The sequence below is a fragment of the Specibacter sp. BI4 genome (assembly GCF_056680095.1).
The window spans coordinates 42,332-56,414 of sequence record NZ_CM155265.1 but is presented as its reverse complement, the minus strand read 5'-3'; the positions used below and the strand labels follow the sequence as shown (position 1 = coordinate 56,414).

Annotated in this window: 18 protein-coding genes; 13 read left to right on the top strand and 5 right to left on the bottom strand. The window is 64.8% G+C overall.

Features of this window, described 5'->3' with window-relative positions:
• Positions 1 to 70: 70 nt before the first annotated feature.
• The 3 genes from AC1L6K_RS00350 to AC1L6K_RS00340 form a co-directional block, all read right to left on the bottom strand.
• Entirely contained in the window at positions 71 to 787 is a 717-nt protein-coding gene (locus tag AC1L6K_RS00350) for an SRPBCC family protein (protein WP_480950772.1), read from the bottom strand.
• A gap of 120 nt (positions 788 to 907) precedes the next feature.
• A complete protein-coding gene (locus AC1L6K_RS00345; protein ID WP_480950771.1) occupies positions 908 to 1,447 on the bottom strand; it encodes an NUDIX hydrolase family protein in 540 nt (179 codons plus the stop codon).
• Between the two features lie 55 nt (positions 1,448 to 1,502).
• Positions 1,503 to 2,096, bottom strand: a complete 594-nt coding sequence (locus AC1L6K_RS00340; protein ID WP_480950770.1) for a VOC family protein — start codon at positions 2,094 to 2,096, stop codon at positions 1,503 to 1,505.
• A 47-nt stretch (positions 2,097 to 2,143) separates the two neighbouring features.
• On the opposite strand from AC1L6K_RS00340, the gene AC1L6K_RS00335 reads away from it, so the two are divergent.
• A complete protein-coding gene (locus AC1L6K_RS00335) occupies positions 2,144 to 2,731 on the top strand; it encodes a YdeI/OmpD-associated family protein (protein WP_480950769.1) in 588 nt (195 codons plus the stop codon).
• A 19-nt stretch (positions 2,732 to 2,750) separates the two neighbouring features.
• Here the strand turns inward: AC1L6K_RS00335 and AC1L6K_RS00330 are convergent, their stop codons facing one another.
• A complete protein-coding gene (locus AC1L6K_RS00330; protein ID WP_480950768.1) occupies positions 2,751 to 3,830 on the bottom strand; it encodes a glycoside hydrolase family 76 protein in 1,080 nt (359 codons plus the stop codon).
• Between the two features lie 160 nt (positions 3,831 to 3,990).
• On the opposite strand from AC1L6K_RS00330, the gene AC1L6K_RS00325 reads away from it, so the two are divergent.
• The gene (locus AC1L6K_RS00325; RefSeq protein ID WP_480950767.1) at positions 3,991 to 4,770 is read left to right on the top strand and encodes an SDR family NAD(P)-dependent oxidoreductase; all 780 of its coding nucleotides are present in this window, start codon (positions 3,991 to 3,993) and stop codon (positions 4,768 to 4,770) included.
• Positions 4,767 to 5,981: an acyl-CoA dehydrogenase family protein gene (locus tag AC1L6K_RS00320; RefSeq protein WP_480950766.1), complete on the top strand. Its 1,215-nt coding sequence runs from the start codon at positions 4,767 to 4,769 to the stop codon at positions 5,979 to 5,981. Before AC1L6K_RS00325 ends, AC1L6K_RS00320 begins: the two co-directional genes overlap by 4 nt.
• Positions 5,982 to 6,149: 168 nt before the next feature.
• On the opposite strand, the gene AC1L6K_RS00315 is transcribed toward AC1L6K_RS00320, so the two are convergent.
• The gene (locus AC1L6K_RS00315; protein ID WP_480950765.1) at positions 6,150 to 6,956 is read right to left on the bottom strand and encodes a DUF1684 domain-containing protein; all 807 of its coding nucleotides are present in this window, start codon (positions 6,954 to 6,956) and stop codon (positions 6,150 to 6,152) included.
• 130 nt (positions 6,957 to 7,086) lie between these two features.
• Between AC1L6K_RS00315 and AC1L6K_RS00310 the strand changes: the two genes are divergently transcribed.
• From AC1L6K_RS00310 to AC1L6K_RS00265, 10 genes are all read left to right on the top strand, one after another.
• Positions 7,087 to 7,674 (top strand): SRPBCC domain-containing protein, encoded by a 588-nt coding sequence (locus AC1L6K_RS00310; protein ID WP_480950764.1) that lies wholly within the window; start codon positions 7,087 to 7,089, stop codon positions 7,672 to 7,674.
• Between the two features lie 136 nt (positions 7,675 to 7,810).
• On the top strand, positions 7,811 to 10,630 hold the full coding sequence (ppc, locus tag AC1L6K_RS00305; protein ID WP_480950763.1) for a phosphoenolpyruvate carboxylase: 2,820 nt from the start codon (positions 7,811 to 7,813) through the stop codon (positions 10,628 to 10,630).
• A gap of 147 nt (positions 10,631 to 10,777) precedes the next feature.
• On the top strand, positions 10,778 to 11,083 hold the full coding sequence (locus tag AC1L6K_RS00300) for a hypothetical protein (protein WP_480950762.1): 306 nt from the start codon (positions 10,778 to 10,780) through the stop codon (positions 11,081 to 11,083).
• Positions 11,084 to 11,267: 184 nt separating this feature from the next.
• A complete protein-coding gene (locus AC1L6K_RS00295; RefSeq protein WP_480952660.1) occupies positions 11,268 to 11,735 on the top strand; it encodes an Asp23/Gls24 family envelope stress response protein in 468 nt (155 codons plus the stop codon).
• A complete protein-coding gene (locus AC1L6K_RS00290) occupies positions 11,732 to 11,923 on the top strand; it encodes a DUF2273 domain-containing protein (protein ID WP_480950761.1) in 192 nt (63 codons plus the stop codon). Before AC1L6K_RS00295 ends, AC1L6K_RS00290 begins: the two co-directional genes overlap by 4 nt.
• A complete protein-coding gene (locus AC1L6K_RS00285) occupies positions 11,920 to 12,330 on the top strand; it encodes a hypothetical protein (protein WP_480950760.1) in 411 nt (136 codons plus the stop codon). Before AC1L6K_RS00290 ends, AC1L6K_RS00285 begins: the two co-directional genes overlap by 4 nt.
• Positions 12,327 to 12,923 carry a hypothetical protein gene (locus tag AC1L6K_RS00280; protein WP_480950759.1) on the top strand — a complete coding sequence of 199 codons (597 nt, stop codon included), beginning with the start codon at positions 12,327 to 12,329 and terminating at the stop codon, positions 12,921 to 12,923. The genes AC1L6K_RS00285 and AC1L6K_RS00280 overlap by 4 nt, the downstream gene beginning before the upstream one ends.
• Positions 12,920 to 13,531: a hypothetical protein gene (locus AC1L6K_RS00275; RefSeq protein WP_480950758.1), complete on the top strand. Its 612-nt coding sequence runs from the start codon at positions 12,920 to 12,922 to the stop codon at positions 13,529 to 13,531. Before AC1L6K_RS00280 ends, AC1L6K_RS00275 begins: the two co-directional genes overlap by 4 nt.
• 36 nt (positions 13,532 to 13,567) lie before the next feature.
• Complete coding sequence (locus AC1L6K_RS00270) at positions 13,568 to 13,762, top strand: CsbD family protein (protein ID WP_480950757.1); 195 nt, start codon at positions 13,568 to 13,570, stop codon at positions 13,760 to 13,762.
• Positions 13,763 to 13,792: 30 nt separating this feature from the next.
• The gene (locus tag AC1L6K_RS00265) at positions 13,793 to 14,050 is read left to right on the top strand and encodes a GlsB/YeaQ/YmgE family stress response membrane protein (RefSeq protein WP_480950756.1); all 258 of its coding nucleotides are present in this window, start codon (positions 13,793 to 13,795) and stop codon (positions 14,048 to 14,050) included.
• Positions 14,051 to 14,083: the final 33 nt, after the last annotated feature.

The following is a 14,083-nucleotide window of genomic DNA, read 5'->3' as shown; positions in this document are numbered from 1 at the left end:
TTTGGTGGGGGACGACGCCGGGCCAGCAGCCACCGTCGTCCCCCAAGAGGCGCAGGACTGAGCCAGCCGGTCACCCTTCGGGGAAGTTGGCCTCCATGAACGAATCCCACTGGGACCCGATGGCCTCGAAGGTGGCCGACCCCAAACCGTAGGTGCTGACAATGATTTGGGCCCCGGGGTGTTCGCGGACCCCCTCGAGCGGTGCCTGGCGGGCCAGAATGAGCAGGCCGTCGCCGTGCTCGGCGTAGTCAGCCACTGTCAGGCCCAACTGGGTGTCACTGCGGTACCAAACCTTGCCGGAAAGGCTGGCGCCGAAGTTCAGCGTAAGTTCATAGGGCTCCCCGGGCTCGGGCAGCCAGCCGACGTCAATGCCCAGCGCATCCCACAAATGTGTGTGGTTCGGACTGGTGCCGTCGACAAAAATGGTGCGCCGGGGAGTCTTGGGGTGGCGTTCCAGGGCGAACCTGAGCTGCTGCAGAAAAATGGCCCAGCCCGCTGTGATGTCGGAGTCATACCTGGCCAGGTTGCCGGTGGCTGCCCCGCGGGTCAGGGTCAACAGCGTGCCGTCGGGGCGTGGTTCCAAGGTGAGCACATCACCCATTTCCAGCTCCAGGCGCAGGTGGTCGGGGCCTTCCACCACGTTGGTGTAGTAGATCTGCTGGATTTCTTCTTCCAGCCCCTCCGTCTCCCAGCCGTGCCACTGCGCAATGCGGGCGGGTTCGCGGAGCATCTGCCACAACTGTTCGGCATCTGCGTTGACAAGGACGGAGAGCTGGGTGTTGACCATGGAACGTAATCTACGCCGGAACGGCACAACGGGCCAGAGCAACGCCCCAAACCACTGTTCCCCAAGCTTTGATTAACAGGGCCCGCCCTTTGATTAACAGGGCCCGCGCCTTGTCAGCTGTTACCGCCCCAGGCCTGCAAAGGAGATGGCCTGACGCACCAGGGCCCCGCGGCCGCCGACGAATTCCGCCTGCACACCGGCGCTGAGGACCTCTTCCGGCGTCATCCACGTCAACTCAAGCGCGTCTTGGCGGGGCTCGCACTCACCTGTCACGGGAATGACATAGACCATGGCCACGGCGTGCTGGCGTTCGTCGGTAAAACCCGTCTCCGAGGGCGAGGGCAGGTACTCGGCCACCGTGAACGGCACCGGGCTGACGGGCAGCTGCGGGAAGGCGAGCGGCCCCAGATCCTTTTCAATGTGGCGGACCAATGCCGCACGGATGGTCTCCCGGTACAGCACCCGCCCGGAGACCAGGGTGCGCACCATGGAACCCTCGTCGTCGGCCTGCAGCAGCAGTCCCACCTCGTTGACGTAGCCGAGGGGATCAAGGCGTACCGGCACCGCTTCCACGTAAACCATGGGAAGCCGGTTACGGGCCTCGTACAGGTCGTCGTCGGACAGCCAGCCGGGATAAGGATCAGGGGTGCGAACGCTCATATCTAAGTTCTACCCCATCCCCGCCCCGAGCGCCGCACCCGCTGCGGAAATCTGTTCAGGATTCGCTCTCGGCACCAAGGGTCAGCGTCTTGCCGTGGTGCCTAATTTCAAGTTCGACGCCGGACACCGCACCTGCCGCTGTGGCCACGAACCCGCCGTTTTTAGTCCGGAACAAGGCTCCGCCGTGTGGATTTTCCTGCATAAACTTGGCGCCGATGTCTGCCAGCACCTTGTTGGCCGCACCGAGATTGGGCGTGCGCCAGATGGCTGTTACGGCTGATGGAGCCGAGGGATCAGCATCGGGCCCGGGCAGGCTCAGATCCTCGGAAGCGGCCAGCTCAAAAATGAAACCGTCCGGTGCCGTGACGCGGGCGCCGGGCCCCGTGAAGGTGTCGGCCTCCTCGGCGTGCGTGCCGTCCTCGAGGGTGCGGCGGACAAAGATGGCGGCATCGCGCACCTCAAAGCCCAAAATCGTGGTGCCCTCATCGGTGCTGCCGGCCTCTGCCTGCCGCAGGCCCACCTTGCCGTTGCCGGAGTCAAAGACGCGCCAACTGCCGTGGTTCTCCACGCAGCGCAACCCTTGAGTCTGCAGTTCCGCGGCGAATTCATCGATCCTTGATGTGTAGTGGACGGGACGGACGCGCAACATGATTCCTCCTGGTGGTGCCTGGCTGTTCCCAATATTACTGTTGAGGCATGGCTGAACTTCCTGAACTCCTGGTCCCGGACGCTGCTGCATGGCGTGCCTGGCTGGCCGAACACCATGCATCGAGTCCGGGCGTGCGGTTGGTGCTGCACAAGAAGGGCGGGAATGTGACGGAGCTGAACTATGCGGGCGCCCTGGATGACGCGCTGTGTTTCGGCTGGATCGATGGTGTCGCCGGCAAGCGCGACGACGGCAGCCACCTACGGCGTTTTACGCCCCGGACCAGGGCCAGCAAGTGGTCCAAGATCAATGTGGGACATTACGAGCGGCTCGTGGCGGCGGGCCTCATGCAGCCGGCCGGGGTGGCAGTTGCGGACGCCGCGAAGGCCGACGGGCGCTGGGAGGCTGCGTACTCCGGACAAGCCAGTGTCGAGGTGCCGGAGGATCTTGCCGCCGCAATTGCTGCCAGCCCGGCGGCGCAGGCCATGTTCGACGTGCTCACCTCGGTCAACCGCTATGCCTTGATTTACCGCACCACCTCGGTCAAGACCCCGGCCGTCCGGACGGCAAAGATCGCCGGATTCGTGCAGATGCTCGAGGAGGGGCAGACACCGCACCCGCAAAAACGCCGGCCGTAGCCTCCGACCTTTTGCGCGCCTAAAGGGAGGCGGCCGCTGAGAGAACCGTCCAGCGCTGCACCGCCGCGGAAAGCTGGGTGGGTGGTTGTCCGTCGAGCCGGGCCGCAGTTTCGGTGACCATGGTCGACGCCGTGTCCCGGCTCTGAGCCGGCAGTCGCGGGTCCGAAGCGGCGAGGGCCAGGTAGCGGCAGAGGATCCCGGTGAAGAGGCTGCCGTCGCCGCCCGGCTCAAGGCGCAGACCGTGACCCGGCGTGTGGAGGTGGCTGCTGACGGCGTCGATCAGTGCGACGGCGTCGGCAAGGTCCTGCGGCCGGCCGAGCGTCAGGAGCGCGGCGAGAATGGGGCCCTGGTTGTAGGTGTAGATGGTGCGTTCAACGTCGCGGCCGGTGGCGGACGGGTGGACGCCGTCAAGGTAGAGCCCTGTTGCCGGGTCGAAGAGCTCGGCGCGCAACCAGCCGGCGATCGCCCGGGCGGCCTCCGGATCGCCGTCACGCGCAAAGTGCAGGGCGGCCGGGCCATTGGCGGGGGTGTTCTTGAAATCGCGCTTGCGGGACCAATAAATGCCGCCGCCCAGTACCGAGTCATGGGCGCCGTGCAGCTGCCTTGTCAGGGATTGGACGGCGTGCAGGGCCAGTCGTGAGGACCGGGCCTCCAGCCGCAACGAGAGTTTGTTGAGCCGGGCGGCTGCGAGCGCGAGCCACGCCATGTCGTCGTAGTAATAGTTGGGGAAGAGGCCAAAGTTGCGGATCATGATGCCCCGGAGGTGCTGCCGGGCCCGGCGCAGTTCCCTGCGGGCAACGACCCGGTCGCCCTGTACCAGTGCCAGGAATCCGGCGTCAATGATGGAGTCGAGGTAGTGCGACTGCCACCAGTAGTGCCATTCGGACCATGGCCGTTGTCGGGTGTCTGATCGCCGCCTGCGGCGGGAGGCAGGGGGAGTGCCGGCGGCGTCTGACTGCAGGGCGCCGATCCAGGTTCCCGGCAGGCCCATCAACGGGTGGCCGAAGCGGGCATTCACGTCCGCCGCAGCCGCTTCGGCGAGCATGGTCCAGCTGCCGTCCGGGTGCTGTGATCCGGCGTGTGCGTCGAGAGCTGTCATGGCATCAAGCGTACTGTCCCCGCCCGCCCATCATCCTGTCCGGCACCCCTGCCGCCACCATTCCCGAGCGAGCCCACCTGCCCCGAATTTTGGTTAGTATGCATTAACGCAACTTCTTCCGCCCGGCCGCCGGGCCGAGCCACCTCAACGAGGAGGAACCATGGAAATATCCAACAATGGAACTGTCGCACTCATCACCGGAGGCGCATCCGGGCTGGGGGCCGCAACGGCGCGGCGCCTGCATGCTGCGGGAGCCGCCGTCGTGCTTGTTGATCTGCCCAGCTCACACGGTGCCGAGCTGTCGGCGGAACTGGGGGAGCGGGCCGTCTTTGCTCCGGCCGACGTGACAGACGAGGCCCAGCTGCGTGCCGCGATTGCCGCCGCTGCCGGGTTGGGGACGCTGCGGATCGTGGTGAACTGTGCCGGTGTGGCAACTCCCGGGAAGGTGTTGGGGCGCGAGGGCGTGCTGCCGCTGGAGCAGTTCAACCGCGTCATCCAGATCAACCTCGTGGGAACCTTCAACGTGCTGCGGCTGTGTGCCGAGGCGATGGCCGCCGCCGAACCGCTGGCAGGCGAGTACGGGCCGGAGCGCGGCGTCATTGTGAACACGGCGTCCGTGGCGGCCTTTGACGGGCAGATCGGCCAGCCTGCGTATGCGGCGTCGAAGGGTGCCGTGGCCGCCATGACGCTGCCCATCGCGCGGGAGCTGGCGCGTTCGCAGATCAGGGTCATGACGATTGCGCCGGGCATCTTTGAAACACCCATGCTCGCCGGGCTGCCGCAGGCCGCGCAGGATTCGCTGGGCCAGCAGGTCCCGCACCCCTCCCGGCTGGGCAAGCCGGCGGAGTACGCGGCTCTCGTGGAGCACATTGTTGCCAACGCGATGCTCAACGGCGAGACCATCAGGCTCGACGGCGCCATCCGGATGTCACCCAAATGAGACCTGTGGGGGAGCTGCCCGCCGCGGACTTTTACGATTTTGAGGCGCTGCTCAGTGCCGCCGAGCTGGCCAAGCTGGCGGAGCTGCGGGCTTTTTTGGCTGCCGAGGTGGCCCCTTTTGCCGTCGGCTGGTGGAACGACGCCGAGTTCCCGGCCCACATCCTGCCCAAGATCGCCGCGCTGGACCTCGCAGCCCCGGACCGCCGCCGCTACAGCCACCTGTTTACCGGGCTCGTGGTCGCGGAGATGACCCGTGTGGACACGTCCCTTGCCACGTTCTTCCTCGTCCACCACGACCTGTTCGTCCAGGCGCTCATCGACTTCGGCTCGGCCGAACAGCAGGAGCGCCTGCTCGCCGACGCCGTGGCGCTGCGGACCACCGGCGCCTTCGCCCTCACCGAGCCCGACCATGGCAGCGACGTGGCCGGAGGCATGGCCACCACCGCCTTGCGTGTGACGGACGACGGCGGGACCCACTGGGTGCTCAACGGCGCCAAGCGCTGGATTGGCAACGGGACGTTCTGCGATCGGATGCTGCTCTGGGCCAGGGATGCCGAAACGGGGCAGGTGCGCGGCTTCTTCCTGGATGCAAACCTGCCCGGGGTGTCCCGGGCGAAGATTGAAAACAAGATTGCGCTGCGGACGGTCCAGAACGCGCACATCACCCTGACGGATGTGCGTGTTCCGGAGGCTGACCGGATTGCCTCGGTGAATTCCTTTGAGGACACGAACCAGCTGCTGCTGGGATCACGCATTTCGGTGGCCTGGCAGGCTGTGGGACAGCAGCTGGCCGCCTTTGACATTGCCCGCGCCTACGCCGTGGAACGCCAGCAGTTCGGCCGGCCGATCGCCGCCTTCCAGATGATCCAGTCCCAGCTGGTGACAATGCTGGGGAATGCCACGGCCTCACTGGCCATGATGGTGCGCATTGCGGGTTTGCAGGACGCGTCGGTGGACGGCGGTGCTGCCTCTGCGGGACAGCTGCGCCCGTCCATGGCGCAGGTGGCGCTGGCCAAGGCGCACACCACGGCCGCCATGCGTGAAACCGTGGCCCTGGGGCGCTCGATCCTGGGCGGCAACGGCATCGTGAGCGACTTCGGCATGGCCAAGGTCTTTGCCGATGCCGAGGCCATCTATACCTACGAGGGATCGCACGAGATCAACACGCTCATCGCCGGCCGGGCCATCACAGGGGTCTCGGCGATCGTGTAGCCCGGCCATGGGAAAACCAGGACGAACGTATGCGCAGAACTCAGCACGAGTGGAGCGCATGGTTTTGCTGCAGTGAACACATACGCACCACTCATCGTGAGTTATGCGTTGGGGTGCTCATGCGCACCACTCGAGGACAGTGGTGCGTATGAGTTCGCGGAGGGGAGGCTACTTGCGCGGGTCGCGCTCGCCGGCCTCAATCGACACGGGCAGGGTGTTGCCGGCGGACGGTGCCGGGCAGGTGCCGTAGTCGGTGAAGGCGCTGGGGTAGTTGATGGCCCGATTGAAGTCGACCACCACGGAGCCGTCGGGACGGGGTTTGGTAAGTTCCAGCTTGCGCCAATGCGAGCTGGAGACCTCGTTGCTGGCATCGTGGAAAGTGACGACCAGCGAGCCGAGGGCACCTTCCTCTGCGGAAAGTGTGTAGCTGCTGCCATCCAGGTCAAAGGACACCTCGCCCACCAGCACTGCCACGCCCGGAATCTCAGGATTGGCCGTCTCGATGATTTCGGTTCGGGTTTCCGCATAGAGGGTGAAGGTGCCTGCCACTGCGAGTGCGGGATCGTACTCAAACACCGGCACACCTGCGAAGGATGCCAGCGTGGGCGAGTGGGAGTCGCGGGTGCGGATCATGTAGCGGTTGGCGCGCATGCCAAGCTCAACCACCACCGACCCATGGGAAACCCATGTCAGGGATTCTTCGTCGGCAAGCCGGGCCGTGATGGTGCCAACCACGGGACGCCCATTGGAAACCAGCGTGAGGTGATCGCCGGCAGCGGCGGTGAGTGACGCCGTCGTGCCGTCAAAACTCCACAGGCCGGGGACGCCGGCCAGTGTGGAAGGGGTGGCCGTCAACCACTGGAAGGAGGTCAGGGTGAGCCAGCCGTGCTCGGTGGCCAGTGAGGTGTTTCGGCCGGTGCGGAAACGGTCCCAGCGCTGGGTGAGGCGGTCGAGTTCGGCGGTGTTGGTGCTCATGCTGCTCCTTGCTGGCTGTGCGGATTGCTGGCTGTGCGGAAGATCCACACCAGCGACAACAATTTCGGCTGGGCGCGTATTCCAAGGCCGCGCCGGGACCGGCTTCACCAACTGGTGAAAGAATGGGGCCATGGCAACAAACACATCGAATCCGGCGAGCTCGTCGAACGCATCAAATGCAGGGTTCAACAAGGACATGACACGCTTCCCGCTGGGCACCTTCGCCGCCGTGGATGAGGAACGCACGGAACTGGTGTTCACCCGCCACTACGCAGCAGCACCCGAGACCGTCTGGACCATGCTGACCGACCCGGACAAGACGGAAATGTGGTGGGCCAAGGTACGCGGCAATGCCACGACGGGTTCCTCCTTCGACCTGAAGTGGCTCAACGTCAAGGACGAGGGCCACGGCATTGAGACCGACTGGTGGTACGGGCGCGTCATCGAGGCGGAGACGCCGAAGCTGCTGGAAATCTCCAACTCCATGCACGGCCGGATCCGGATCGAACTGGAACCGGACGGCGACGGCACCCGGCTGCTGTTCCGCAATACAGTCGCCGTGCCGGCCGAAGTGGTCCTGATGTCGCTGGCCGGCTGGCACGTCCACCTTGACCATTTGCAGGAAGCGCTGGACGGCAAAAGTGTTGATTGGCAGCACTGGTGGGACGATTTTTACCCCTGCTGGGAGAAAATTCATGCCCTGTACGCCGCCGAATAAGCCCGTCAACATCTGAGACGGATTGGCTCCGGCTCCCTACCGGCACGTAGGATCCAGAAGGCCCTGTCTTGGGCCAAACCGTATTCAACGCCGCATACGAGCACCCCAGATTCACAGACCGTAAGGACGCTGACTCATGAGCTCAGACTTGCCAACAACCGCCGAAGCTGGCGCACAAGACCCGCAGCAGGACACCGACCTGCGCCGTGACGTGCGCCGCGTCAGCACCCTGTTGGGCGAATCCCTCGTCCGCCAGCACGGGCCCGAGCTGCTCGCCATGGTGGAGCAGGTCCGCCTGTTGACCAAGGAATCCAAGGAAGCCGCCCGCGGCGAGACCGGCACCGGCCCCTGGAGCGCGAACGACGTCGCAGAGCAGGTCCGTGAAGTCCTCGCCTCCCTGCCGCTCGAGCAGGCGACCGACCTGGTCCGCGCCTTCGCGTTCTACTTCCACCTGGCCAACGCCGCCGAGCAGGTGCACCGTGTGCGCAGTCTCCGCTCACGTCCGGAGAAGGACGGTTGGCTGGCCAAGGCCGTCACCGAAATCGCCGAACAGGCCGGCACCGAGGCGTTGCAGAAGGTCGTCAACGAGCTCGATGTGCGCCCAATCTTCACCGCCCACCCCACCGAGGCATCGCGCCGTTCGGTGCTGGACAAGATCCGCAAGCTTTCCGACATCCTGGCCACTCCGTCCGAGGAGGGCAGCAGCGCCCGGGCCCGCCAGGACCGCAAACTGGCCGAAATCATTGACCAAATGTGGCAGACGGATGAGCTGCGCAAGGTCAGCCCCACCCCCATGGATGAGGCCCGCAACGCCATTTACTATCTGCGCAACATCCTCACCGACGCCATGCCGGAGGTGCTGACAGAACTCAGCGACCTCCTCGGCGAGCAAGGCGTCACCCTGCCTGCCGACGCCGCCCCGCTGCGCTTTGGCTCCTGGATCGGTGGCGACCGTGACGGCAACCCGAACGTGACCTCCGAGGTGACACGCGAAGTCCTGATCCTGCAGAACCAGAACGCCGTGAAGATCTCGCTGTCCCTGATCGATGAGCTGCTGAGCGTCCTCTCCAACTCCAGCGCCCTCTCTGGTGCGGATGCGGCGCTGACCGATTCCATCGCCGTCGACCTGGCGAACCTGCCCGCGCTTGACCCGCGCGTCCTGGAAATCAACGCCGATGAGCCCTACCGCCTGAAGCTGACCTGCATCAAGGCCAAGCTGATCAACACCCAGAAGCGTGTGGCCGCCGACGCCTACCACGAGCACGGCCGCGACTACAGTGCCACCTCCGAGCTCACCGCGGACCTGGAATTGCTGGAGTCCTCGCTGCGCAACAACTCCGCCGCGCTGGTGGCCGACGGCGCGCTCGCCTCGGTGCGCCGCGCCATCTCCTCCTTCGGCCTGCACCTGGCCACCCTTGACATCCGCGAACACGCCGACCACCACCATGACGCCGTCGGGCAGCTCCTGGACCGCGTGGGCGAGCTGGGCAAGCCGTACGCCGAGCTGGAACGGGCCGAGCGCCTGGCCGTGCTGGGCACCGAACTTGCGAGCCAGCGTCCACTGTCAGGCCACCCCATTAAGCTCGACGGCGCGGCCAACGGCACGTACGACGTCTTCCGTGTGGTGCGCCGCGCCTTGCGCACGTACGGCCCGGATGTCATCGAAACGTACATCATCTCCATGACCCGCGGCGCCGACGACGTCCTGGCCCCCGCCGTGCTGGCCCGCGAGGCAGGACTCGTCCAGCTCACCGGCGAGAACCGCTACGCCAAGATCGGCTTTGCCCCGCTGCTGGAAACCGTTGACGAGCTGCGCGCCTCCGCCGAGATCGTTGACCAGCTGCTCTCGGACCCGTCTTACCGCGAGCTGGTGCGCCTGCGCGGAAACGTGCAGGAAATCATGCTCGGCTACTCGGACTCCAACAAGGAATCCGGCGTGCTGACCTCGCAATGGGAAATCCACAAGACCCAGCGCAAGCTGCGCGACGTCGCCGTAAAGCACGGCGTGAACGTGCGCATGTTCCATGGCCGCGGAGGCTCCGTGGGCCGCGGTGGCGGACCCACCTACGACGCCATCATGGCTCAGCCCAACGGCGTCCTGGAAGGTGCCATCAAGTTCACCGAACAGGGCGAGGTCATCTCCGACAAGTACTCCCTGCCCGAACTTGCCCGCGAAAACCTGGAACTGTCGCTGGCCGCCGTCATGCAGGGCTCCGCACTGCACCAGGCGCCGCGCCACTCCGAGGACGACCTGGGCCGCTTCGGGAAAATCATGGAGGTCATGTCCGACGCCGCCTTCGGCAGTTACCGGACCCTGATCGACCACGACGACCTGCCGGCCTACTTCCTGGCGTCCACGCCCGTGGAACAGCTGGGCTCGCTGAACATTGGTTCACGCCCGTCAAAGCGTCCGGACTCCGGCGCCGGCCTGGGCGGCCTGCGCGCCATCCCGTGGGTGTTCGGCTGGACCCAGTCGCGGCAGATCGTGCCCGGCTGGTTCGGCGTCGGCTCCGGCCTGAAGGCTGCCCGCGAGGCCGGCCACAGTGCCGAGCTGAAGGAAATGCTGGAAAACTGGCACTTCTTCTCCTCCACCATCTCCAACGTGGAAATGACACTGGCCAAGACGGACATGGCCATTGCCGCGCACTACGTGGCCACCCTGGTTCCCGAACCGCTGCGCCACCTGTTCGCCACGATCCGCGCCGAATACGAACTCACGGTTGCCGAAATCCAGCTCCTGACAGGCGAGGCCGAACTGCTGGACAACCAGCCGCTGCTCAAGCGCTCACTGAATGTCCGCGACCAGTACCTTGACCCGATTTCCTACCTGCAGGTTGAACTGTTGCGCCGGGTCCGGGAAGCCGACATCACCAAGGCCGACGTGGATGAGCGGTTGCAGCGCGCCATGCTCATCACCATCAACGGTGTGGCCGCGGGCCTGCGCAACACGGGGTAGTCCCCAACAGGGCCCTCCCGCGCCCATCCGCGCCTCCCGCGGTGAAAAAAGACGGTGTTTGCGCAATGAGCCACAGCCATATCGGTGGCTCATTGCGCAAACACCGTCCTTTTTTTGTGTGGGGCCCGTTCCCAATAGGCTGGAGACATGCCTTCGTTCCGTGCCACCATCCAAATCACCGGCCTGCGCCCCGGCCACGCCCCCGAAGAAGTCATGGACGCCGCCGTTGCCACCGTGGGGTCCGTCCATGTGGTTGAGGCCAACCAGCTGGACATTGTGGCCGGTTCACCGCGCATCACGGTCCGGTTCATGGTTGAGGCCAGCGAGTACGACGCCGAAAACCAGTGTGCGCGCAATGCCGCCGTCTCGATGGCCCACGGAGTCAACGAAGTGGCCACCACAGGTGTGCTGCGCACCTTCCGCCGTTCGGCAGGAAAGTGGCTCACGCTCTAACCGGCGGTCTTTTCCCGCCACCGGCACAGGCCAAATTCAGGTGTGATGCAGATCACGCACTGTTGACCGTGACGAATCTACCGGCCAGTACGCCTTATCTGTGTAGGCGCCAAACAGGTGCCGAGCTGGAAAAGTATCTACACGAATACCTTCGGGAGTGATTATTTTGACTACTCAGCCTCAGATCAAGAACCAGGGCGCCACCAACAACGCACCGGCAAAGCAGACGGTCACGAGCCGCGGCACCACCACCGTGGCAGAGGGAGTTGTTGCCAAGGTCGCCGGCATCGCAGCTCAGGACATCCCGGGCGTGTACGCCCTGGGCGGCGGAGCGGCACGTGCACTGGGAAGCATCCGGGAAGCCGTGGGACAGAAAGACCTCACCCAGGGCGTAAGCGTTGAAGTTGGCCAGACACAGGTGGCCGTGGACGTGACCCTCGTGGTGGAATACCCGCATCCCCTGCAGAAGGTGGCCGACGATGTCCGCGACGCCATTTACGCGGCCGTCGAAGATGTAGTGGGCATGGAAGTGACAGAGGTTAACGTCTCCATCACCGACATCCACATCGCCTCCGAGGAGTCGGAGGAGAAGCCCGCAGCGACGCAGCGGAACGATGACCAGGGCGGCAAGCGCGAAACCCGCGTTTCATGAGTGCCACCATGGCTGGAACGGCTGTAGCGGCAACGCTGGCCATCTCGGCCTTGGCGTTCGGCTTCTGGGCCATGCTGCTCGTGGCGTTGTTTATGGCCGTGGGCGCAGTGGTGGGACGGAACATTGACGGCAGGCTGGATCTGCGCGGTGTCCTCGATGCCCTGCGCGGCAGGCGCACCTCGTCATGAGCTCCGGCACGCTGGGATTTGAACGGGAAGCCAAACTGCAAAACCAGTCAACCGCGCGTGCCGGATACACCAGCGTTTCCTCCGGCACCATACACCAGCTGATCGCAGCCATCGCCGCCGAGGCCTTCAATGTTCCGCTCCGGGATGTCCGGGCCGGGATTCACGATGAGCAGGGGCAAGTTAGCGTCTCCCTCTCCGTTCCCGTGGCCTTGACACTTATGGCGGAACTTCCTCGCAAGAACATTCGGATGGACAATGCCGGTACCTTGTTTGAGCGTGCGGCCGCAGCCAAGACGGTGGTGGCAGAGCGCCTCCGTGAACTCGCGGGAACAACCGTAAACCGTGTGGATGTCCGGTTCACCGGAATCCACGACGGGAAACAAGCAACCGCAGGGAGGGTCCAATGAGAAGTGCGCAGGCAACAGATCCACAGTTGATCAAAAGACTAAACCTGCGGGAAGTACGCTCCAGCCGGGCGGCCTTGTCGATTGTGGGCGCCTCGGTGCTGCTTGCTGCCATCATTTGGCTGGGGGGCGAGCTGGTGTTGTCAGTGACGGGAAATTCACCGTTGTTGACATCCCCCGCTGAGTTGGCCGCCAGGACAGCCTCGCTGGGGACGGCTACGATCCCTTGGGTTCTCATCGCTGCCGGCGCAGCGGCGGCAATCGTGGGCATCGCCCTCCTTGGTGCCGCGATCCTGCCCGGCACCAAGCCGCGGCACATTCTCGAAAACTCACGCTCCGCCGTCGTGGTTGACAGTGAAGTTTTGGCGTCAGCCATTTCCCGGGCAGCCCGCACGGCAGCCAGGCTGGCCCCTGAACAAGTGGCCAGCCGCGTTGGACGCAAACGCGTTGATGTGACAGTCCGCCCCGGCGCGGGCAGGACCGTGGACACCAATGCCATCCGGGACGCAGTCGAGCAGGACATGAGTGGCTACGGGCTCCGCAAGCCGCTGGCCGTAACACTCTCCACTGGAACACATCGGGAGGCAGGCGCATGAACAACACCAATCGTGGTCTGAACCGCGCATTGTTGGGGGTGCTGGGTCTGGTATTAGCCGCGGCAGGCGCCATGGCCATCTTTGCCGGGTTGAGCAGGGGATTCGCCCAAAGCTGGACCTCGACCGGCACCACGGCCTGGGCCGGCATCCAGGAACGGCTGGATGCCGCCCGGATTCCAGGAACCGACACCAGCTGGTGGACGGCCACGGTGCTTGCGCTCCTTGTCCTGCTTGCGGTGCTGTTGGTTTGCTGGATTGCTTCCCAAGGCACCGGCCGGAGCAACCAATTGGCGCGGCAGGACGGAAAAGCCGGAAATACCACCGTGGACACGGCGGTGGCAGCACAGGCCATCAAGGCTGCGCTGGCCGGCAACACCCAAATTCTCTCCACCTCGGTGCAGTCGTGGGAAACCAAGGGAGCCGATGAGGGCACCGGGCTGAAAATCAGTGTCCAAGTCCGCAAGGGTGCCTCGCCCGCCGAGGTGAGCACCGCCGTCGAACATCTCGTGGAGGGGCTGGATCAACTGCTGGGCGGCCAACTGCCCGTGTTGGTCCGCATCAAGGCCGGAACACGCACCAAATTTGCGCACACAGAACGTGTGGCGTGACCATCAACCCGTGAACATCAACCATAGGAGTGCACCGTGGGACTGACAGACAAAATCAGCAATGTCGCCGAAAAGGGCCTCGGCTCTGCGAAAGAGGCAGCCGGCAAGCTGTTGGACAACCCAGGACTTGAGCAGGACGGCCGCACCGATCAGGCAGCCGCTTCGGCCAAGCAGGCCGGCGAAAAGGTCAAGGACGCCGCCAGGGACATCAAAGACGGCTTCAGCAACTAAGTAAAAACACAACAAAAAAGGGGGAGACCCATGGGTTTCTTTGGATTCATTCTTCTCGGCTTGATCGTCGGGGCCATCGTCAAGGCCATCATGCCCGGCAAGGTGGGTGGCGGCTGGGTCACCAGCATCATCTTGGGCATTGTGGGCGCCGTGGTTGGTGGCTGGCTCGGATCGATCATCTTCAACGCCGATCTTGGCTCGTTCTTCAACCTCAAGACCTGGCTCCTGTCCATTGGTGGCGGCCTGGTGGTGGCCGCAGTTTACGGTGCCATTCGGGGCCGCAAGTAGCGTGAACACCCCGGCCGGCAGGCCCTTACAGCC